We start from the raw sequence: 20,775 nt of genomic DNA on the forward strand, positions 1-20,775 counted from the left end.
CACCGGGGGCGGGGGCGGCGGGGGCGGCGTGCGGGGCCGGAGCGGCCGGGGCCTGCTGCGCGGCGGCCCGTTCGCGCTGGGCGAGCGCGGCCTCCAGCACGTCCTGCTTGCGGATGCGCCCGCCGACGCCCGCGCCGGTCAGGCTGTCCAGGTCCACGTTGTGCTCGGCGGCCAGCTTGCGGACCAGCGGCGTGACGTAGGGGCTCTCGCCGCCGGCGGCCGGATCCGGTGCGGCGGCGGCCGGGGCGGCCTGCGGGGCCGGAGCCGGAGCGGGGGCCGGTGCGGCCGGGGGGGCCGGGGCGGGCTGGGGGGCCTGCGGGGCCGGGGCGGGCTGCGGGGGAGCCGGGGGAGCGGGCGGGGCGGCCTGCGGGGCGGGCTGCGGGATCGAGGAGATCGGCGCCTGGGGGGCCGGGGCGGGCTCGGGCTCGGGGGCCGGAGCCGGGGCCGCGGGGGCCTCCGCCGGGGCGGCGGCGCCCTCGGTGGCGTTCTCGTCGATGAGGGCCAGCTCGGTGCCGACCTCGACGGTCTCGTCCTCCGCAACGATGATCTTGACGAGGATGCCGGCCGCGGGCGACGGGATCTCGGTGTCCACCTTGTCGGTGGAGACCTCGAGGAGCGGCTCGTCGGCCTCGACGCGCTCGCCCTCCTTCTTCAGCCAGCGGGTGACGGTGCCCTCGGTGACGCTCTCGCCGAGCTGGGGCATCTGTACGGACTTCGGCATGGTGTCTTCTCTCGCGTTCCGAGTGAGGGCTTCGACTAGTTGTGGACGTGCAGCGGCTTGCCGGCCAGGACGAGCATCGCCTCGCCGACGGCCTCGGACTGGGTCGGGTGCGCGTGGATGAGCTGGGCGACCTCGGAGGGCAGGGCCTCCCAGTTGTAGATCAGCTGACCCTCGGTGACGAGCTCGCCGATGCGGCGGCCCACCATGTGGATGCCGAGCACGGGGCCGTCCTTCTGCGCGATGACCTTCACCGAGCCCTGGGTGCCGAGGATCTGGCTCTTCGGGTTGCCCGCGAGGTCGTAGGAGGCCTCCACGATCTCGTAGCCGCGCTCCCGGGCCTGGGCCGAGGTGATGCCGATGGAGGCGACCTCGGGGTCGGAGTAGGTGATGCGGGGGACGCCGTCGTAGTCGATCGGGGGCGGGTTGAGACCGGCGATGTGCTCGGCGACCATGATGCCCTCGGCGAAGCCGGCGTGGGCGAGCTGCAGGGTGGGGATCAGGTCGCCGACCGCGTAGATGCCGGGCACGCTGGTCTGGCAGTGCTCGTTGACGACGACGGTGCCGCGCTCGATCGCGACGCCCGCCTCCTCGAAGCCCATGCCGGAGGAGACGGCCCCGCGGCCGACGGCCACCAGCAGCAGCTCGGCCTCCAGGGTCTTGCCGTTGGCCAGGCTGACGACCACGCCGCTGTCGGTGGTCTTGACGCCCTCGAAGAAGACGCCCAGCTCCTGCTTGATGCCGCGGCGGCGGAAGGCCCGCTCCAGCAGCTTGGAGCTGGACTCCTCCTCCAGCGGGAGCAGGTGCGGCAGGGCCTCGACGATGGTCACCTCGGCGCCGAAGGAGCGCCAGACGCTGGCGAACTCCACGCCGATGACGCCGCCGCCCAGGACGACCACCGAGCCCGGCACGCGGTCGAGCTTGAGCGCGTGCTCGCTGGTGATGATCCGCTCGCCGTCGATCTCCAGGCCGGGCAGCGACCTGGGCGCCGAGCCCGTCGCCAGCACGATGTTGCGGCCCTCGTAGACGTCGTCGCCCACGGCCACGCGGTTGGTGCCGGCCAGGCGGCCCTCGCCCTCGACGATCGTGATGCCCCGGCTCTTGAGCAGGCCCTGCACGCCCTTCCAGGCGCGATTGACGATCTTGTCCTTGAAGGCGTGGACGCCGGGCATGTCGATGCCCTCGAAACGGGCCTTGACGCCGTAGGACTCGCTCTCGCGGGCCTCGTCGGCCACCTCGGCCGAGTGCAGGAGGGCCTTGGTGGGGATGCATCCCCGGTGCAGGCACGTGCCGCCGATCTTGTCCTTCTCGATCAGCACGACCGTCTTGCCCAGCTCGGCCGCCCGCAGAGCGCAGGCGTAGCCGCCGCTACCGCCGCCCAGCACGACGATGTCGTAAGGGCCGCTGCCATCAGCCACAGGAATGCTCCTTGTCGGATCGGTACGCCGCCGGGGCCCCGCTTCCGGCCTGGCCCCGGCAACCGCATCTTTTCACTTGTCTACGTCGCGTGTGCCCTGCTCGCGCAGGGTTTGACTTCAGCCGGCGTACCGCTCGGCGAGGCCGATGAGGGTCCGGGTGATCGCCCCGGTCCCGCCCTTCGGCGTGTAGCCGTGCGGCTCGCCCTTGTTGAAGGCGGGACCGGCCATGTCGATGTGCGCCCAGCGCACGCCCTCCGGCACGAACTCCTTCAGGAAGATCCCCGCGGTGAGCATGCCGCCCCACCGCTCGGGGTGCAGGTTGGCGATGTCGGCGACGGGGGAGTCGAGCCCCTTGCGGAGCTCCTCGGGCAGCGGCATGCCCCAGGCGTTCTCGCCCTGCTCGCCGGCCACCCGGACGACCTCCTCGCGGAGCTCGTCGTCGTTGGCCATGACGCCCGCCGTACGCCAGCCGAGCGCGACGATCTGCGCCCCGGTGAGCGTGGCGACGTCCACGATCAGGTCGGGGCCGTCCTCGCCGGCGCGGGCGATGCCGTCGATCAGGACCAGGCGGCCCTCGGCGTCGGTGTCGAGCACCTCCACCGTCTTGCCCGCGTAGCTGGTGAACACGTCCGAGGGGCGCTGGGCGGTGCCGCTGGGCATGTTCTCGGCCAGGCACAGGTAGCCGACCGCGTTGACCTTCAGGCCCAGCCGGGCGATGGCGACGAGAGCGCCGAAGACCGCGCCCGCGCCGCCCATGTCGGACTTCATCCAGTCCATCGAGGAGGTGGGCTTGAGCGACAGGCCGCCCGAGTCGAAGGTGATGCCCTTGCCGACGAAGGCGACCGTCTTGGACGCCTCCGGGTGGCTGTAGGCGAGGCGGACCAGGCGCGGCGGGTTGGCGGAGCCCTGGCCGACGGCGACGATGCCGCCGTAGCCGCCCTCCTTGAGGGCGGTCTCGTCGAGCACCTCGACCGAGAGGCCGGCCTCGGCCCCGGTCTGCTCGGCGATCTCCGCGAAGCGGGCCGGCCACAGGTCCGAGGGCGGGGTGTTGACCAGGTCGCGGACCAGGGAGACGGAGGCGGCGACCGTGGAGGCGCGCGCGACGGCCTCCTCGGCGCCCTCGGCGCCGCCCAGCACGGTGATCTCGTCCACCGGAGCGGGCTGCCCGTCGCCGGTGCGGTACTTGGTGAAGGCGTAGGCGCCCAGCAGGCCGCCGAGGGCCAGGGCGCCGACCTGCTCGGCCGTGGTGGCCGGCAGGGCGAGCGCGACCCGGCCGGTCCCGGCCAGGGCGCGGGTCGCGGTGCCCGCGGCGCGGCGGAGGGCCTCGGGGTCGTAGTCCCCCTCGGGGGCGTCGCCGAGGCCCACGGCGACGAGGAGCGGGGCGGTCAGCGCGCCGAAGGTCGGGACCTTGGCGATCTCACCGGCCTTGCCCTTGACGCCCATGGCGCCGAGGGTGGCGGCGAGCCTGCCGCCGAGCGCCTCGTCGAGCCCTTCGGCGCCGGGCGCGGCCCGCAGGCCGTCCGGGCTGGGATGGACTCCGACGACCAGCGCTTCGGTATCGAAAGAGACGACGTTGTCACTTGAGTTCAGCCGCACTGTGGTCACGTAGGCCGATGCTAGTCCTGTCGGGGCCGTTCGCGTAAACGAGGGGTCGTCCTACCAATCGGTAAACCGGAAATGGTGCCAACCAGGATGATTCCATCACGCCGATGGAGCTAATGTCACTGGCACCATGATGCTCACTCTCGACCCGAACGACCCCCGGCCGCTGCACGTCCAGGTCGCCGGAGCGGTCCGCCGCGCCGTCGCCGAGGGGGCCTGCGCCCCCGGCGACCGGCTCCCGCCCGCCCGGGACCTGGCCGCCGCGCTCGGCGTCAACGTCAACACCGTCCTGCGCGCACTGCGCGGGCTGCGGGACGAGGGCCTGCTGGAGTTCCGGCGCGGCCGGGGCGTCAGCGTGCTGCGCCGCCCCGACGCCCGCGGGCTGCTGGCGGAGGCCGTGCGCGACCTGCTCGCCACGGCCGACCGGTACGGCTACGGCCCCGAGGAGGTCGTCCACGTCATCAGGGAACTGTCCTGACCGTCCGGGCCCCCGCCGAGGCCCGGAGCGGGCCCCCGGAGGGCGGTCCCCTGGGCCGGGGCGGACTCCGGGCCCGGCGGGGACCCGGGTCGTCTCACCACAGGAGCGCGCAGGCTACCAGCGCGGCGGCCGCGGCGGTCTCGGCGAGCGCGCCCAGCACGTCCCCGGTGACCCCGCCCAGCCGCCGCACCGCCCGGCGCCGCAGCGCCGAGGCCGCCAGCAGCCCGGCCACCAGGGCGAACGGGAGGCCCGCCAGGAGGAGGGGGAACGGCGCGCCGCCCAGCAGCCCTTCCACGAGGAAGGCGGACGGGCCAGAGTCCTCGACGACGAGACCGGGACCGGGCGGGCAGGAGGGGCCGGGGCACGGCTCGACCCAGTTCTCGAACCGGACGACGAGCTCGTCGGCTTCCTCGCCGACCCCCGGCGGGTCCTCTCCCCCCTGGTCGGCGGGGGAGTGGTCCGCGTGGCGGCGGTCGGAGGCGCTCCCGGAGGCGGCGAGCAGGTCGAGGGAACCGGTGTGGTGGGCGAGCGACAGCACGGCCAGGCCCGCCAGGCAGAGCGCGGTGGCGGCCAGGGCGGGGCCGCGCCGTACGGTGCCCGCGACCAGCGCGCCCAGCCCGCCCGGCCGGGCCGCGGGGACGCCCTCGCGGCAGGCCCAGGTGATCGCCAGCCGCCCGGCGACGCAGGCGGCGACCAGCGCGACCGGCCCGTGCCCGGCGGCGGAGGCCTCCGCCAGCGCCGCCGCCTGCGCGCCCAGGACGAAGACCAGCGTCACCACCCCGAACGGGCCGATGTCGGAGCGCTTCATGATGTCCAGGGCCTGCCCGGCCGGCCGGCCGCTGCCCAGCCCGTCGGCCAGGTCGGCCAGCCCGTCCAGGTGCAGGGCCCGGGTGAGCAGCGCCAGCGTGCCCACCGCCAGGAGCGAGGCGAGCAGCGGCGAGGCGCCCGTCAGGAGCGCACCCGCCAGCACGGCCGCCGCGACGGCGCCCAGCGCCGCGCCCACCAGCGGGGCGAGCGCCATCGCCCGGCCGCCCGCCCGGCGGTCCACCGTCCCCGGCCGCACCGGGAAGACGCTCAGCGTGCCGACCGCCAGCCGGAGCCCGTCCCCGAACGTGGACGGGGCGGCGGGGTTCTCCGGGGCCAGCCTGTCCTCGGGATCGCGGGGACCGGCGGGGTCGCTCGGGTTGTCCGGGGGCGGCTGCGCGGGCATGGCCGACGATCGTAGCGTCCGGGGGCTCCGGCGCGGGCCGGTGACCGGCCGGGGGAGCGGAGGGGCGGAGCAGGCAGGAGGCGAGTCCGGAGAGGAACGGAGGGCGGGGGAGAAGGCCGGAGCGGCGGCAGGGCGAGGGGGAGAAGGCCGGAGCGGCGGTGGCTCGGAGGGGCGGCAGGGCGAGGAGCGGCAGGCCGGAAAGGGAGAAGGTCAGAGGGGCAGCGGGAGCAGGCGCCCGGCGACGACCAGGGCGACGTCCTCCGACTCGGCGGCCAGGCGCTGGTTCAGCCGGCCCAGCACGTCGCGGAAGAGCCGCCCGCCGGGGGTCGCCGGGACCACGCCCAGGCCGACCTCGTCCGAGACCGCCACGACCGGCGTGCGCACCCGCCGCCAGGCGGCCACCAGCTCGTCGCAGCGCTCCTCGGCCCCGGCGAGCGCCGCGGGCCCGCCCTCCCAGGCGCCGCACTCGTCGAGCACGGCGGCGACCCAGGTGCCCAGCCCGTCGACCAGCAGGGGCGCCGCCGCGCTCTCCAGCAGCGCGGCCACGTCCGTGGTCTCCGCCGTGCCCCAGTGGGCGGGACGGCGCTCCCGGTGGGCCCGGACGCGCTCGCGCCACTCCGGGTCGCCGTCGCCGGACGGCCCGGTCGCCACGTAGACGACCTCCGGCTCGGCCAGCAGCCGGAGCTCGGCCTCGGCCGACTTGCCCGAGCGCGCCCCGCCCAGCAGCAGGGTGCGGCGCGGCAGCCGGGGCGGGGCGGGCGCCGCCCCGCGCGGGTCGAGCACCGTCCCGTCCGGCACCGCCCGCACCCCCCACAGCGCCAGCCGCCGCTCCAGCTCGGCCTCGCTCGGCACCCGGTGGTCGATCCCGACGGCCACCACGTGGGTGCGGCCGGATACCAGCCCCCGCCGGCGCAGGTCGCCCAGGCGCTCCGGCCGGTCCAGCACGTCGATCAGCACGACGTCGTAGGGCCCGTCCCCGGAGCCGCCGCCCCGCCCGGGGACGGGCTCCGGCGCGGCGTACAGCAGGCGGCCACCGTCGGCGGAGACGACGCTCCCCCCGGGCGCGACGGGGCGGCCGTCGACGAGGACCCGGGTGGGCCGGCGGGGGGCGGGCACGCGAGCGCAGGAGGCGCAGGGGCAGCCGGGGACGGGCAGGCCGTACGGCCCCGCCGTCCCCTCGAACAGGACTTCCACCCGGCAAGGGTCGCACGGCCCGGCGGGTGTCCGGTGCGGCGGGCACCGCGATCACATAGGCTCTCGGAACCGTCGAGGACGGCGGCGGAACCGGCGGAAGGAGCGGGTGGCATGGCGTGGCGCTGGCGTTACGAGAACGCGAACGGCGGAGAGGTGACCGAGGGGGTCGTCCCGGCGGAGGCGTTCACCAGTCAGTCCGACGCGGAGTCGTGGCTCGGCGAGAACTGGCGCGAGCTGCTGGCGGCCGGGGTGGAGAAGGTCACGCTCCTGGAGGACGACCGGGTCGAGTACGCCGGGATGTCGCTGCGCGAGGAGTAGCCGCCGGGCGGGACCGCGCGCGGCCCCCTCCGGGAGGAGCGGGGCCGCGCGGCCCGGCGGGGCGCCTACGGGCGCTTGGGCGGGCTGACGGTCTTGGCGGGGTCCCGCTCGACGATCGGGCCCAGCACGTCGTCGATCTTCTTCATCACCTCGGCGTCCAGCTTGACGCCGGAGGCCTTGACGTTGTCGCGGACCTGCTCGGGCCTGGTCGCGCCGACGATGGCCGAGGACACGTTCGGGTTCTGCAGCACCCACGCCACCGCGAGCTGGGCCATGGTCAGGCCCAGGTCGGAGGCGATCGGCTTCAGCTCCTGCACCCGGGTGAGCACGTCGTCGGTGAGCATCCGGGAGATGAAGTTGCTCCCGCTCGGGTCGGTGGCCCGGGACCCGGCCGGCGGCGGCTGCCCCGGCAGGTACTTGCCGGTGAGCACGCCCTGGGCGATGGGGGACCAGACGATCTGGCCGAGGCCCTCCTTCTCGCACAGCGGCACGACCTCGGCCTCGATGACCCGCCACAGCATGGAGTACTGCGGCTGGTTGGAGACCAGGCGGTCGAAGCCCATCTCGTCGGCGATCTTCAGCGCCGCGGCGATCTGCTCGGCGCTCCACTCGCTGACGCCGACGTACAGGACCTTGCCCTGCCGCACCAGGTCGTCGAAGGTCTTGAGGGTCTCCTCGAGCGGAGTCTCGTGGTCGAACCGGTGGGCCTGGTAGAGGTCGACGTAGTCGGTCTGCAGGCGGCGCAGCGAGCCGTGGATCGACTCGGTGATGTGCTTGCGGGACAGCCCGCGGTCGTTGGGGCCGGGGCCCGTCGGCCAGTAGACCTTGGTGAAGATCTCCAGAGACTCCCGGCGCACGCCCTTCAGGGCGCGGCCGAGGACCTCCTCGGCCCGGGTGCCGGCGTAGACGTCGGCGGTGTCGAAGGTGGTGATGCCCTCGTCGAGCGCCGCCTTCACGCACTCCTTGGCGGCGTCCTCCTCGACCTGGGAACCGTGGGTGATCCAATTGCCGTAGCTGATCTCACTGACCATGAGACCGCTCCGGCCGAGGTGACGGAATTCCATGCTTCGACCCTAGTAGGCGCCGAGAGAAGATCCGATTCGGGATACTCTGCCCGGCGTGCGGCGATTGATCACTCTCCGATGGGTACGGCTCGCGCTCGCGGCCGGTGCGGCGGCTGCGGCCGTCGCGGCCGCGGTCGCGGCGGTCCGGCTGCGGAGCCGTCCGGCCCCGCCGGGCGCGCGGCGGGCGCCGGGGACGGGTACGGCCGGCGGTGGGGCGGCGCGCCGGGAGTCCTCCGCCGCGGGGACCGTTCCGGAGGAGGACCGGGAGGGGAAGACCGCGGAGCCGTGGCCGCCCGTCCCGGTCCTCGGCACTCCGACGGCCGCCGACCTGGCGCGGTACGCCCGCAGGCCGTACGAGCCGAGGCCCCTGCCGCCGCGGCGCCCGCCGCTGGACGGGACGGCCCGCCGCCGGCCGGCGCGCTGGGGCTCGGCCGCGGCCGCGCTGTGCCTGCTGGCCGTCGCCGCGACGGCCCTGGAGTCGGCGGTCTTCTCCGAGGAGGCGCCGGAGGGGCCCGCGTACGTGGAGGAGCACTACTTCAGCGACGACCAGCTCCCGTTGGTGCTGGCGGACCGCGACTGCACCACGCCCGTCCGGCTGGAGGACGGCAGGCTGCACGCCCGCTGCACGGCGGCGACGCCCGGGCCGGACCGGGCCGCCCCCGGCGGGGACGGCGCAGCCGGGCCGCCCGGGGAGCCCGGCTCCCTCACGGCGGTCCGGTCAGGACCCGACCGGGACTGCGGCCCGCGGACGGCCGCCCCGGTGGTGCGCAGGATCGACCCGGAGGTGACCCGGGCGGTGAACCGGCAGTGGGCGCGGATCGAGCGGTGGCTGAGGGCCAACGCGCCCGCGACCCACCGCTCGCTCGCCCGCCCCGCCCGCGCCCGCACGATCGCGGTCGCCGAGGCGCAGATGGGCCTGCGCTTCCCCGACGACCTGCGGGCCTCCCTGCTCAGGCACGACGGGTTCCCGCACTTCCTCCGGTACGCCGGCGTCGGCGTGCGCGGGATCCGGGACACGTGGCGGAGTCTCTGCGCGTCCGACGGCGTGGACACGGCGGACCCGCGCACGGACCGGTGGGACGGGCGGATGATCCCGGTCGGCGCCGACGGGCTCGGCAACCACCTGGTGGTCGACTCGGTACGGCGCGACGTGGGGGAGACCGGCCACGGGGGCGCCGTGTCCTTCACCCCCGGCGGCGTCCGGATCCGCTCCTACCACGCGCTGCTGAGGACGGTCGCCGACGCGCTGGAGGGCGGCGGGTCCGTCGGCCGCTGGCGGCCGGTGGCGAGGGACGGCGCCCTCGGCTGGGAGATCGAGGGCGAGGAGTGACGGGGAGCGCCGCGGCCCGCGGGCGGGGCCCGGTGGGACGCGGGCGGGGCCGGGGAACGCGCCGGGCCCCGTCGCCCGAGGGCGGACGGGGCCCGGCGGGGCCTGCTTGCGGGGCCTACTTCTTCGGCGGGACGGGCTTGCCGCCCGGCAGGACCTGCGGCGGAGGGAAGCGCAGCCTGCGGATCTGCAGGGCGCGCATCGCGGCGTAGAAGCCGACGCCCTTGAGGCTCTCGCCGGGGAACTTCTCCGCCGCGACCTTCTTGACCTGCCAGGACACCCAGATCGAGGTGAGCAGCACGCCCAGCATCATGATCGGCCAGCCGATCGTGATCACACCCACGTAGACGTAGCCGCGGATGTCGGGCGGGAAGGGGATCCAGGTGGCCAGCAGGATGACCAGGGAGAACGGCAGGAAGTACTGGCTGAGCAGGCGGCGCGAGTCGACCCAGTCGCGGGCGAACCTGCGGACCGGGCCGCGGTCGCGGGCCGGGAGGTAGCGCTCGTCGCCGCGCATCATGCCCTCGCGGGCGCGGGCGCGCTCGGCGGCCTGGCGCTCGCGGAGCTGCCGGTAGGCCTCCTTGCGGTTCTTGGGGGCGGTGACCGGCTGGCGGCGGCGTCCCTCGGCGTCCCGGCGCTTGGGTGTGGGACGCCCCTTGCCCGCAGGCTTAGGATCGGTGGCGGAGACGGGGGAATCGTCCGCGGTGGTCTGGGTACGTCGGAACACAAGGTCAGCCTACCGGGAGTGCAACTTAGTGACGCCCCCGTGCGTTATGCGTAGGGTGAACCCTATGTGGCTCCGCCGCTTTTCTCCGGGGGCCGGAATCACTGGGGTGGCCCGTAGCGCAGTTGAAGAAGGGGACGGCCGACGCGCATGAGCGTGATGAAGAGACTTTCCATGATCTTTAAGTCCAAGGCCAACCAGGCTTTGGACAAGATGGAGGATCCGCGCGAGACCCTGGACTACTCCTACCAGCGGCAGCTGGAGCTGCTGCAGAAGGTGCGCCGGGGCGTGGCCGATGTCGCAACCTCGCGCAAGCGGGTCGAGCTGCAGATCAACCAGATCGAGGCGCAGGCGCGCAAGCTGGAGGACCAGGGCCGCAAGGCGCTGAGCGTGGGGCGCGAGGACCTGGCCCGCGAGGCGCTGACCCGCCGCAGCGCGCTGCAGACCCAGATCGCCGACCTGCGGGTGCAGCACGACAACCTCCAAGCGGAGGAGGAGAAGCTCACCCACGCCTCCCACCGCCTGCAGGCCAAGGTCGACGCCTTCCGCACGCGGAAGGAGACCATCAAGGCCACCTACACCGCGGCCGAGGCGCAGACCCGGATCAACGAGGCCTTCTCCGGCATCTCCGAGGAGATGGGCGACGTCGGCCTCGCCATCCAGCGCGCGGAGGACAAGACCGCCCAGATGCAGGCGCGGGCCGGCGCGATCGACGAACTGCTCGCCAGCGGTGCGCTCGACGACTTCAGCGGTTCGCGCGGCGACGACATCCAGGCCGAGCTGGACCGCATGGGCGGCGGGCGCGACGTGGAGCTGGAGATCGCCCGGATGAAGGCGGAGCTGGGGCAGGGGTCCGCGCCGCAGGGCGCGATCGAGCAGGGCCAGCCGCAGCAGCAGCCGCAGGCCCAGCAGTACGCGCAGCCGCAGCAGCAGCCGCAGGGCGAGCCGTACGGCCAGCCGCAGCAGCCGCCGACCCAGCAGTACCGGCAGCCGGGGGAGGGGCAGTGATCATCCGCATCATGGGCGAGGGCCAGGTCGAGATCGCCGCCGACGACCTCGCGGCCCTCAACCGCCTGGACGGAGAGCTGGAGGAGGCGATCCGGGCCGGGGACGAGGAGACGTTCCGGACCCGCCTGCACGCCCTGCTGGACAAGGTGCGCGACGTCGGCCGGGAGCTGCCGGACGAGAGCCTGGAGCCCTCCGAGCTGATCCTCCCGCCCTCGGACGCCTCGATGGAGGAGGTCCGGGAGATGCTGGGCGACGAGGGCCTGATCCCCGGATAGCCCTCCCGCCGCGGACGGACGCCCGGCGCGAACCCCGTTCGCCCGGGCCCGTGCCCTGGCGGTCCGGGAGCACGCCCGTCGTGCCCCGCCGCTTGAAACAGCCTTGACCTGAGGTCAAGGCTTTTCTCCTTTCTTGTCCTGTGGTTGATGTGCGGGTCACCGGGATCTGCCCCCACAATGGGACACAAAAAGCCCATGAAAGAGGGTGTCGTTATGCCGGACCTCGCGCCCCTGCGGCCCGGTGACCCTGAGCAGGTGCGCGAGTACCGGCTCACCGCGCGGCTCGGCGAGGGCGGCCAGGGAACGGTCTACCTCGGCGAGTCCCCCACCGGGGTGCGTGTCGCCGTCAAGCTGCTCCGTGCCGACCTCGCCCAGGACGAGGAGGCGTTGGAACGTTTCATCCGTGAGGTCGGCACGGCCCGGCGCGTCTCGCCGTTCTGCACCGCGGCGGTGCTGGAGACGGGGGTCGACGACGACCACCGGCCGTACATCGTCAGCGAGTTCATCGACGGGCCGACCCTCGACAGGGTCGTCGCCACCGAGGGCCCGCGGGCGGGCTCGGCGCTGCACCGGCTCGCCATCGGCACGGTCACCGCGCTCGTCGCGATCCACCAGGCGGGCATCGTGCACCGCGACTTCAAGCCGTCCAACGTGCTGCTCGCCCCCGACGGCCCCCGGGTGATCGACTTCGGCATCGCCAAGGCCCTCGACCGGACCTCGACGCTGACCGCGATGGCGATCGGCACCCCCGCCTACATGACCCCCGAGCAGCTCGCCGGGGAGGCCGCGGGCCCGGCCGCCGACATGTTCGCGTGGGGCTGCACGATGGTCTTCGCGGCCACCGGGCAGCCGCCGTTCGGCACCGACAGCCTCCCGGCGATCTTCAACCGCATCATGAACGCGGAGCCGGACCTGTCGGCGATCGAGGACGAGGCCCTGCGCGAGCTGGTGGGCGACTGCCTGTCCAAGGACGCCGCCCGCCGCCCGACGGCGAGCGAGGCGCTGATGCGGCTGCTCGGCCACGCCGGGGCGGGCGCGCAGGGCTCCGCGCCGGTTCCCCCGCCGCAGGCCATCCTCGCCGAGGGCTCGGCCGTGGCCGCCCAGCAGACCGGCCCCGGCGCCGGGGGCGCGCCCCACCAGGCGTTCCCCCAGGCGGCGCGCCAGGCCGGTCCCGGCGGATACCCGGAGACGGGCCCCGGCGGCTTCCCGCCCCACCAGACCGGACCAGGAGGCTTCCCGCCCCACCAGACCGGACCTCAGGGCTTCCAGCAGACGATGTACGGCGTGCCGACGCAGGGCGCCACCGCGCCGTACGCCCCCGAGGGGCACCCGGCGGGCCCCGGCGGCTTCCCGCCCCACCAGACCGGACCCGGCGGATACCCGGACCGGACCGGCCCCGGCGGCTCGCCCGCGCACCGGACCGGGCCGGGAGGGTTCCCGCAGCAGCCGACGGTCCCCGGCGGGCAGGCGCCGTACCCGTCCGGTCCCGGCGGGTACGGCCAGCAGCCGCCGTACGGCCAGCAGCCGCAGGGGCCCGCGCCGTACCCGGGCCACCGGCCGGCGCCGGGCAGCGGCTCCGGCGGCGGGCGGCGCCGCCTCTGGACGGTCGTCGGCGCCGGGCTCACGGTCGCGCTCGTCGCCGGCGGCGTCACGCTGGCGCTGCGGGACGGCGGCGAGCCCGACCCGACCCCGTCGCCCGCCGCGGCCACCGGCGCGCCCTCGACGGCGAACCCCGACGCCACGCCCACCCCGGCCGCCGCCCGGGTGCCCGAGGCGACCCGGAAGGCCAAGCTCCCCGGCAGCTCGACCACCGTGCACGAGAGCGACGAGGACCCGATCAAGCTGACCTCCTACAGCCTGGAGTCGGGCGGGAAGTTCCGCCTCTACGTGCGCGGGAACGACGGCGCGTTCGCCGCGGACGGCAAGCACATCGACTACACGGCCAACGCCGACGGCACCAGGGCGCTCGCCACCGACCTGCAATACGACGCGGGCAGCTACGCGCTGGTGTCGATCATCGACCGGAAGAGCGGCGCGGAGAGCAAGGTGAAGATCACCAAGGCGCCGGTCTACCCCGCTCTGCCGCAGTGGTCGCCCGACGAGACCAAGGCCCTGGTGACGCTGTACGAGGCGGTCGGCGACACCAGCAAGCCGTACGGCTTCGCGATCATCGACATCGCCGCGAAGAAGGCGAAGATCGTCAAGGTGAAGGAGAAGGACGCCGGCCAGTGGAGCTACTTCTGGCGGGGCGACGGCCGGGCGGTCGGCACCTGGGCGCTCACCGACAAGACCCAGCGCATCCGCTTCTACGACCCGGACAGCGGCGTCGTGCTGCAGACGCTGCTCGAGGTTGGCGCCCCGCTCACGGTCGAGAGCGATGACATCAACCCCTCCGGTGAGCTGCTGATGACCTACTGCAAGGACACCAAGGAGGAGATCTGCGTCTGGTCCACCTCCGCCGCCGGAGGGGAGCCGGAGGCGCGGGTGCCGTTCGTGACCGACCGCGTCATCGGCTGGTACGACGACCAGCACATCGCGGCCTGGCGGAAGAAGGGCTCCGGGCACGAGGCCGTGGTCATCGACCTGACGGGACAGGTGAGGCGGGTGCTGGCCGAGACCGCCGACGACAAGGAGTACAAGACGCAGTTCATGCGCTACACCCGGGTCCGCTGACCGGGATGCGGGCGGCTCCGGGGGTGCGGTCCGCACCGCCCTTCCGGCGCGGCTCGGCGCGCACGTGAGAGGGCCCCGGCGGTCCCAGGGGACGACCTGGGACCGCCGGGGCCCTGCCACACGGCACGCGCGCCGGGGCCGTCAGGGCAGGGCGAGCATCCGGTCCAGGGCGACCTTGGCCCAGTGGGTGGTCTCGGCGTCCACGGTGATCTGGTTGACGACCTGGCCCGCCGCCAGGGACTCCAGCGCCCACACCAGGTGCGGCAGGTCGATCCGGTTCATCGTCGAGCAGTAGCAGACGGTCCGGTCCAGGAACGACACGTTCTTGTCGGGGAACATGGCCGCCAGCCGCTTGACCAGGTTCAGCTCGGTGCCGATCGCCCAGGACGAGCCCGCCGGGGCCTCGGTGAGCGTCTTGATGATGTGCTCGGTCGAGCCGACGTGGTCGGCCTTGACGACCACCTCGTGCCGGCACTCGGGGTGGACCAGCACGTTGACGCCGGGGACGCGCTCGCGGACGTCGTCGACGCTCTCCGCGGTGAAGCGCCCGTGCACCGAGCAGTGCCCCCGCCACAGGATCATCTTGGCGTCGCGCAGCTGCTGCTCGGTCAGGCCGCCGTTCGGCCGGTGGGGGTTGTAGACGACGCAGTCGTCGAGGGACAGGCCCATCTCCAGCACCGCGGTGTTGCGGCCCAGGTGCTGGTCGGGCAGGAACAGCACCTTCTCCCCGCGGGAGAAGGCCCAGTCCAGGGCCCGGCGCGCGTTGGAGGAGGTGCACACGGCGCCGCCGTTGCGCCCGCAGAACGCCTTGATGTCCGCGCTGGAGTTCATGTAGGTGATGGGCACCGTCACGTCGGCGATCCCGGCGTCGGCGAGCACGTCCCAGCACTCCTCGACCTGGTCGAAGGTGGCCATGTCGGCCATCGAGCAGCCCGCCGCCATGTCCGGCAGCACGACCTTCTGGGCGTCGGAGGTCAGGATGTCGGCGGACTCGGCCATGAAGTGCACGCCGCAGAAGACGATGTACTCGGCCTCGGGGCGGGCCGCGGCCTGCTGGGCGAGCTTGAAGGAGTCGCCGGTCACGTCGGCGAACTGGATGACCTCGTCGCGCTGGTAGTGGTGGCCGAGCACGAAGACCCGGTCGCCGAGCGCCGCCTTGGCCCGCCTCGCCCGCTCCACGAGGGCCGGGTCGGAGGCCGGCGGCAGCTCACCGGGGCAGTCCACCCCCCGCTCGCTGTGCGGGTCGGCCTGCCGGCCGAGGACGAAGAGCGGAAGCCCGGTCTCGGTGGTCGTCACGACCACACCCCCTTATCATCGAACTGACGATTAATGATGACACATGCCTCCGGGGATTTATTCCGGGGGAGGGGCGGAGCCGGAATGCACGGCATCCCGCGGGTGTTGGTAGCGTCTGAGAAGGACGTCAGACACAGACGGCCGCTCCTGGAGGGCGGCTGACGTAGACGCGGGAGTCACCACATGTCGGTTGAGAGCACCGAGACCACGGCGCAGGGCCTGATCCTGAGCGACGCGGCCGCGGCCAAGGTCAAGAGCCTGCTGGAGCAGCAGGGCGAGGAGGGCCTCCAGCTGCGTGTGGCCGTGCAGCCCGGCGGCTGCTCCGGCCTGCGCTACCAGCTCTTCTTCGACGACCGTTCGATGGACGGCGACATCGTCTCCGAGTTCAACGGGGTCAACGTGGTCACCGACCGGATGAGCGCGCCGTACCTCATGGGTGCCACGATCGACTTCGTGGACACGATCGAGAAGCAGGGCTTCACCATCGACAACCCGAACGCCACCGGCTCCTGCGCCTGCGGCGACTCGTTCAACTGAGAACCGGCCCGGCAGGGGCGGGAGGCCCTGTCAGGTGAGGCGCGCCTCACCTGACAGGGCCTCCGTGTGTCCGCAGGTGGCGTATCCTTGCGTGGCTCACCGCCCGAAGATGCCGACAACGAGGAGAAGAACCCCGTGCGCATCGCCGTCACCGGCTCCATCGCGACCGACCATCTGATGACCTTCCCGGGCCGTTTCGGCGACCAGCTGATCGCCGACCAGCTCGACCGGGTCTCCCTGTCGTTCCTCGTGGACGACCTGCAAGTCCGCCGCGGCGGCTGCGCGGCCAACATCGCCTTCGGCATGGGCTGCCTGGGCCTGTCGCCCATCCTGGTCGGCGCGGTCGGCGCGGACTTCGCCGACTACCGCTCCTGGCTGGAGCGCCACGGGGTCGACTGCGCCTCCGTGCACGTCTCGGACACGCACCACACCGCGCGCTTCCTGTGCACCACCGACACCGAGCACAACCAGATCGCGTCGTTCTACACCGGCGCGATGGCCGAGGCCCGGCTGATCGAGCTGAAGCCGATCGCCGACCGGGTGGGCGGGATCGACCTGGTGCTGATCAGCCCCAACGACCCCGACGCGATGCTGCGCCACACCGACGAGGCCCGCCAGCGGGGCATTCCGTTCGCCGCCGACCCCTCCCAGCAGCTGGCCCGGATGCCCGGCGAGCACATCCGCCTGCTGATCGACGGCGCCGCCTACCTGTTCGGCAACGACTACGAAAAGGGGCTGATCGAGCAGAAGACCGGCTGGTCCGACGAGGAGATCCTCGACCGGGTCGGCGTCCGCGTCACCACGCTCGGCCCCAAGGGCGCCGTGATCGACCGCAAGGGCGAGCCGTCGCTGCACGTCTCCCCGGCCCCCGAGCTGGGCAAGGCCGACCCCACCGGCGTCGGCGACGCCTTCCGCGCGGGCTTCCTGGCCGGCCTGGCCTGGGGGCTCTCCCTGGAGCGCTGCGGCCAGATCGGCAACCTCACCGCCACCCACGTCCTGGAGCGCGTCGGCTGCCAGGAGTACGAGCTCGGCCAGAAGGTCTTCCTGGAGCGCTTCGCCGCCGCCTACGGCGCCGCCGCCGCGGACGAGGTGGCCGGGCACGTGCGCTGCCACTACGCCTGACAGGCGTCCGCCGCATCCCGCGCGGGACGCGGCGGACGGCCGCCGCGCCCGGTGTACGGGGACGCGGCGGCCGTACGGACCCGGACCGGCTGGTTCCCGGTGCGGACGGCGCCCGGCTCCGCGTGCGGACGCGGTGGACGCGCTCAGCTCCGCGCGTAGACGCGGTGGACGAAGTCGGCGAGCTTGTCCTCGGGCAGGTTCCTGGCCAGGTCGGCCTCGCTGATCATGCCGGCGATCCGGCCGTTCTCGATGACCGGCAGCCGCTTGATCTGGTTCTCCTCCATCCTGGCGAGGGCCTCCTCGACGCTGGCGTCGGCCGAGACCCAGACCAGGCCGGTGGCGAGCTCCCCCGCGGTGGTCCGGGACGGATCCCTGCCCTCGGCGATGCACTTCACGACGATGTCGCGGTCGGTGATGATGCCCTTGAGCCGGTCGTCGCTGCCGCAGATGGGCAGGGCGCCGACGTCCATCTCCTTCATCATCTGCGCGGCCCTGTCGAGCGTCTCCTCCGCCTGGATGCACTGGCAGCCGGAGTTCATCAGGTCCTTGGCGGTGCTTCCGCTCATGACGTCTCCCCCTGAAACGTCGGAATCGCCTTTCAGGGGGAGGCGTACCCGTTTCGGGACGAGTCAGTAATTCCGTCGCACGTGGATGGCCCAGCCCCCCTCGGGGAGCTCGTAGCTGGCCACGTGGTGGTGGGACTTCAGCCTGCACCAGGCGGGCACGTCGGTGAAGGCCGCCGGGTCGTCGGCCAGCACGGCGACGATCCCGTTCAGCGGGACCTGGTTGATCTGCTCGGCGAGCATGATGATCGGGATCGGGCACTTCCTGCCCAGGGCGTCGATGGTCAGCGCCGGCGGCTGGACGGCTCCCTCGGTTGCTGGTCTCGGCGTCATCGCGCTCTCACTCCCCGATCTCTCGTCAGGACCTGACTCCCGCCTGCTCGCGGATCCTGCGCACGGCCTCCGGCAGCAGGGCGAGGAAGCGGTCGACGTCCGCGGCGGACGCGCCCCGGGGCAGCGATACCCGGACGTTCCCGTGTGTAAGCACGCCCATCGCCTCCAGGACGTGCGATGGACGAAGCGTACTCGCCGTGCAGGAGCTTCCGGAGGATACGGCGAATCCCGCCCGGTCCAGCTCGGTCAGCAGCGCCTCGCCCTCGACGTAGAGGCAGGAGAAGGTGACGATGTGCGGCACCCGCGCGACGGGGTCTCCGATGACCTCGACGTCGGGGACGAGCCTCGGCACCTCCGCCCTGATCCGGTCGACCAGGGCCGACAGGCGGGCTCCCTCCCGCCCGGCCTCGGCCGCCATGGCCCGCAGCGCGGCCGCCGCCGCCACGATCGCGGGCACGTTCTCGAAGCCCGGCACCCGGCGGCGCTCCCGGTCGTCCTCCGGGAGCGGGCTGCGCCAGCGCGTGCCCTTGCGGACCACCAGCACGCCGACCCCCGCCGGGCCGCCCCACTTGTGCGCGCTGGCGGCCAGCAGCGACCACCCGGCGGGCAGCGGCAGCCTGCCGGCCGTCTGCGCGGCGTCCACCAGGAGCGGCACGCCCGCCTCGGCGCACGCCGCGGCCGCCTCGGCGACCGGCTGCACCGTGCCGACCTCGTGGTTGGCGCTCTGCAGGCAGGCCAGCGCGGTGCCCTCGGCGCGGACCGCCGCGCCGAACGCCTCGGCGTCCACCCGGCCGGTACGGCCGGTGCCCACAGTCTCGACCGTGCCGCCGTCGCGCTCGTGCAGCGCGGCGGCGTGCAGCACGCTGGAGTGCTCCACCGCGGAGACGACCAGGCGGCGGCCCGCGCGGCGCCGCGCGGCCAGGGCGCCCAGCACGCCCAGGTGGACCGCCTGGGTGCCGGAGGAGGTGAAGGACACCTCGTCGGCGCGGGCCCCGAGGACCTCGGCGATCTCCTCCCGCGCCTGTTCCAGTAACATCCTTGCCCTGCGAGCGGAGCCGTACAGCCGAGCGGGGTCGGCCCAGCCGGCGTCGAGCGCCGCGACCAGCGCTTCGCGTGCCTGAGGGTGCAGCGGCTCGGTGGATGCCGCGTCGAAGTACGCCACGCTCCATATCGTCGCATCCCGCGCGCCACGACCGGGGTCGCGCAGGAGGGCGGGGGTGGTCCGCGCTAATGTGTCCCCCAGCGTGAAGCTGTGAACTGCAAACCGTGAACCTGAACAAACGACCGCCCAGGAGTGATTCCTGGGCTACATCTGTGGGGTAGGCGATCCGTGAGTCCGACCCGCCGTTGCGAACGGCGTCCGTTGGCCCGCCGCCGGGTGCCACGCGCTGCCGCTCTGGCGGTGCTGCTGGTGTCCGCGACGGCGTGTAGTGCCGAAGATTGGTCCCGCGGTGGCATGCCGGAGGGCGTCACCAAGCAGGCCGAGGCCGTCCAGAGCCTGTGGAACGGCTCCTGGATCGCCGCTCTGGCCACCGGCGTGGTCGTGTGGGGCCTGATCCTGTGGTCCGCCGCGTTCCACCGCAAGAGGAAGAACTCCGCCGAGCTCCCGCCGCAGGTGCGCTACAACCTGCCGATCGAGATGCTCTACACGATCGTGCCGCTGATCATGATCAGTGTGCTCTTCTTCTTCACCGCGCGCGACCAGAACTACATCAACGAGATGTCGGCCAGCCCCGACGTCAAGGTGAAGGTCGAGGGCTTCCAGTGGAGCTGGCGCTTCACCACCGAGGCCGGCGGCAAGCAGGTCCAGGTGGTCGGCCGCCCCGCCGACAGCTACATGGCGGCCGAGGCCCCCGAGCTGGTGCTCCCGGTCGGCAAGAAGATCGAGTTCGACCTGGTCTCGCCGGACGTCATCCACTCCTTCTGGGTGCCGAACTTCCAGTTCAAGCGGGACGTGATCCCGGGCGTGCAGAACAAGTTCCAGATCGACACGACCACGGAGGGAACCTTCGCGGGCCGCTGCGCCGAGCTGTGCGGCGTGGACCACAGCCGCATGCTCTTCCGTGTGAAGGTCGTCGACCAGAAGACATTCGACCAGTACATGGCTAGCAAGGCGGGTACCCCGTGACCGCACAGACCCACCAGCTCACCGGCGGAGCGCCGGCGGCGGGCCGCAAGGGCTCGATGATCGTGAAGTGGGCCACGTCCACCGACCACAAGGTGATCGGCAACCTCTACTTCATCACCTCGTTCGCGTTCTTCCTGATCGGCGGCGTGATGGCGCTGATCATGCGGGCGGAGCTGACCCAGCCGGGCCTGCAGTTCACCAGCAACGAGCAGTTCAACCAGCTGTTCACCATGCACGGCACGGTCATGCTGCTGATGTTCGCGACCCCGCTGTTCGCCGGGTTCGCCAACGCGCTCATGCCGCTGCAGATCGGCGCGCCCGACGTGGCCTTCCCCCGGCTCAACATGGTCAGCTACTGGCTGTTCCTGTTCGGCAGCCTGATCACCCTGTCGGGTTTCATCACCCCGGGCGGCTCGGCCAGCTTCGGCTGGACGGCCTACACCCCGCTCTCGAACGCGATCAGCTCGCCGGGCGTCGGCGGTGACCTGTGGCTGGCGGGCCTGACCATCAGCGGTCTGGGCACCATCCTCGGCTCGGTCAACTTCATCACCACCATCATCTGCATGCGCGCGCCCGGCATGACGATGTTCCGCATGTCGATCTTCACCTGGAACGTGCTGCTCACCTCGATCCTGGTGCTGATGGCCTTCCCGGTGCTCGCCGCCGCCCTGCTGGGGCTGCTGGCCGACCGCAAGCTCGGCACGCAGATCTTCGACCCGGCCACCGGAGGCGCGCTGCTGTGGCAGCACCTGTTCTGGTTCTTCGGCCACCCCGAGGTCTACATCAT

21 protein-coding genes are annotated in these 20,775 nt (G+C 73.3%); 10 read left to right on the forward strand and 11 right to left on the reverse strand.

Features of this window, described 5'->3' with window-relative positions:
* The 3 genes from ABD823_RS32285 to ABD823_RS32295 all read right to left on the reverse strand — a co-directional run.
* On the reverse strand, window positions 1–721 hold a 721-nt coding region (locus ABD823_RS32285; RefSeq protein WP_344866336.1), incomplete at its 3' end, for a biotin/lipoyl-containing protein.
* 35 nt (window positions 722–756) lie between these two features.
* Window positions 757–2,136 (reverse strand): dihydrolipoyl dehydrogenase, encoded by a 1,380-nt coding sequence (lpdA, locus tag ABD823_RS32290; protein WP_344866338.1) that lies wholly within the window; start codon window positions 2,134–2,136, stop codon window positions 757–759.
* Window positions 2,137–2,253: 117 nt separating this feature from the next.
* Window positions 2,254–3,741 carry a leucyl aminopeptidase gene (locus ABD823_RS32295; RefSeq protein ID WP_344866340.1) on the reverse strand — a complete coding sequence of 496 codons (1,488 nt, stop codon included), beginning with the start codon at window positions 3,739–3,741 and terminating at the stop codon, window positions 2,254–2,256.
* A 127-nt stretch (window positions 3,742–3,868) separates the two neighbouring features.
* Here ABD823_RS32295 and ABD823_RS32300 point away from each other — a divergent pair, with 127 nt between their 5' ends.
* Window positions 3,869–4,216: a GntR family transcriptional regulator gene (locus ABD823_RS32300; protein WP_344866342.1), complete on the forward strand. Its 348-nt coding sequence runs from the start codon at window positions 3,869–3,871 to the stop codon at window positions 4,214–4,216.
* A gap of 94 nt (window positions 4,217–4,310) precedes the next feature.
* Here the strand turns inward: ABD823_RS32300 and ABD823_RS32305 are convergent, their stop codons facing one another.
* Together ABD823_RS32305 and ABD823_RS32310 are read right to left on the reverse strand one after the other, a co-directional pair.
* Window positions 4,311–5,426 carry an adenosylcobinamide-GDP ribazoletransferase gene (locus ABD823_RS32305; protein ID WP_344866344.1) on the reverse strand — a complete coding sequence of 372 codons (1,116 nt, stop codon included), beginning with the start codon at window positions 5,424–5,426 and terminating at the stop codon, window positions 4,311–4,313.
* A gap of 210 nt (window positions 5,427–5,636) precedes the next feature.
* Window positions 5,637–6,620, reverse strand: coding sequence for a bifunctional adenosylcobinamide kinase/adenosylcobinamide-phosphate guanylyltransferase (locus ABD823_RS32310; RefSeq protein WP_344866346.1), 984 nt, complete (start codon window positions 6,618–6,620; stop codon window positions 5,637–5,639).
* A gap of 111 nt (window positions 6,621–6,731) precedes the next feature.
* On the opposite strand from ABD823_RS32310, the gene ABD823_RS32315 reads away from it, so the two are divergent.
* Complete coding sequence (locus ABD823_RS32315) at window positions 6,732–6,938, forward strand: hypothetical protein (RefSeq protein WP_344866348.1); 207 nt, start codon at window positions 6,732–6,734, stop codon at window positions 6,936–6,938.
* Between the two features lie 65 nt (window positions 6,939–7,003).
* Here the strand turns inward: ABD823_RS32315 and ABD823_RS32320 are convergent, their stop codons facing one another.
* Window positions 7,004–8,002, reverse strand: coding sequence for an aldo/keto reductase family protein (locus tag ABD823_RS32320; protein ID WP_344866350.1), 999 nt, complete (start codon window positions 8,000–8,002; stop codon window positions 7,004–7,006).
* Between the two features lie 55 nt (window positions 8,003–8,057).
* Here ABD823_RS32320 and ABD823_RS32325 point away from each other — a divergent pair, with 55 nt between their 5' ends.
* On the forward strand, window positions 8,058–9,332 hold the full coding sequence (locus ABD823_RS32325; protein WP_344866352.1) for an SMI1/KNR4 family protein: 1,275 nt from the start codon (window positions 8,058–8,060) through the stop codon (window positions 9,330–9,332).
* A gap of 115 nt (window positions 9,333–9,447) precedes the next feature.
* Here ABD823_RS32325 and ABD823_RS32330 read toward each other — a convergent pair whose 3' ends face one another.
* The gene (locus tag ABD823_RS32330; protein WP_344866354.1) at window positions 9,448–10,056 is read right to left on the reverse strand and encodes a DUF3043 domain-containing protein; all 609 of its coding nucleotides are present in this window, start codon (window positions 10,054–10,056) and stop codon (window positions 9,448–9,450) included.
* Window positions 10,057–10,203: 147 nt separating this feature from the next.
* On the opposite strand from ABD823_RS32330, the gene ABD823_RS32335 reads away from it, so the two are divergent.
* The 3 genes from ABD823_RS32335 (at window position 10,204) to ABD823_RS32345 (ending at window position 14,009) form a co-directional block, all read left to right on the forward strand.
* Window positions 10,204–11,061 (forward strand): PspA/IM30 family protein, encoded by an 858-nt coding sequence (locus ABD823_RS32335; RefSeq protein ID WP_344866356.1) that lies wholly within the window; start codon window positions 10,204–10,206, stop codon window positions 11,059–11,061.
* A complete protein-coding gene (gene pspAA / locus ABD823_RS32340) occupies window positions 11,058–11,336 on the forward strand; it encodes a PspA-associated protein PspAA (protein WP_344866358.1) in 279 nt (92 codons plus the stop codon). Before ABD823_RS32335 ends, pspAA begins: the two co-directional genes overlap by 4 nt.
* Window positions 11,337–11,549: 213 nt before the next feature.
* Complete coding sequence (locus tag ABD823_RS32345) at window positions 11,550–14,009, forward strand: serine/threonine protein kinase (protein ID WP_344866360.1); 2,460 nt, start codon at window positions 11,550–11,552, stop codon at window positions 14,007–14,009.
* Between the two features lie 141 nt (window positions 14,010–14,150).
* On the opposite strand, the gene nadA is transcribed toward ABD823_RS32345, so the two are convergent.
* Entirely contained in the window at window positions 14,151–15,305 is a 1,155-nt protein-coding gene (gene nadA, locus ABD823_RS32350) for a quinolinate synthase NadA (RefSeq protein ID WP_344866362.1), read from the reverse strand.
* 183 nt (window positions 15,306–15,488) lie between these two features.
* On the opposite strand from nadA, the gene erpA reads away from it, so the two are divergent.
* Together erpA and ABD823_RS32360 are read left to right on the forward strand one after the other, a co-directional pair.
* Window positions 15,489–15,842 carry an iron-sulfur cluster insertion protein ErpA gene (erpA, locus tag ABD823_RS32355; protein WP_344866364.1) on the forward strand — a complete coding sequence of 118 codons (354 nt, stop codon included), beginning with the start codon at window positions 15,489–15,491 and terminating at the stop codon, window positions 15,840–15,842.
* A gap of 135 nt (window positions 15,843–15,977) precedes the next feature.
* Window positions 15,978–16,964, forward strand: coding sequence for a carbohydrate kinase family protein (locus tag ABD823_RS32360; RefSeq protein WP_344866375.1), 987 nt, complete (start codon window positions 15,978–15,980; stop codon window positions 16,962–16,964).
* A 143-nt stretch (window positions 16,965–17,107) separates the two neighbouring features.
* Here ABD823_RS32360 and ABD823_RS32365 read toward each other — a convergent pair whose 3' ends face one another.
* From ABD823_RS32365 to ABD823_RS32375, 3 genes are all read right to left on the reverse strand, one after another.
* Entirely contained in the window at window positions 17,108–17,530 is a 423-nt protein-coding gene (locus ABD823_RS32365) for a CBS domain-containing protein (RefSeq protein WP_344866366.1), read from the reverse strand.
* A gap of 63 nt (window positions 17,531–17,593) precedes the next feature.
* Window positions 17,594–17,860 (reverse strand): sulfurtransferase TusA family protein, encoded by a 267-nt coding sequence (locus tag ABD823_RS32370; RefSeq protein WP_344866368.1) that lies wholly within the window; start codon window positions 17,858–17,860, stop codon window positions 17,594–17,596.
* Between the two features lie 25 nt (window positions 17,861–17,885).
* The gene (locus ABD823_RS32375) at window positions 17,886–19,022 is read right to left on the reverse strand and encodes a cysteine desulfurase family protein (RefSeq protein WP_344866370.1); all 1,137 of its coding nucleotides are present in this window, start codon (window positions 19,020–19,022) and stop codon (window positions 17,886–17,888) included.
* A gap of 216 nt (window positions 19,023–19,238) precedes the next feature.
* Between ABD823_RS32375 and ctaC the strand changes: the two genes are divergently transcribed.
* Complete coding sequence (gene ctaC / locus ABD823_RS32380; RefSeq protein WP_486352090.1) at window positions 19,239–19,988, forward strand: aa3-type cytochrome oxidase subunit II; 750 nt, start codon at window positions 19,239–19,241, stop codon at window positions 19,986–19,988.
* Between the two features lie 56 nt (window positions 19,989–20,044).
* Window positions 20,045–20,775 (forward strand): cytochrome c oxidase subunit I (locus ABD823_RS32385; protein WP_344866377.1); only part of this gene is annotated, 731 nt, incomplete at its 3' end.

Origin of the sequence: Planomonospora alba (genome assembly GCF_039534085.1) — a bacterium.
Classification (GTDB): domain Bacteria; phylum Actinomycetota; class Actinomycetes; order Streptosporangiales; family Streptosporangiaceae; genus Planomonospora_B; species Planomonospora_B alba.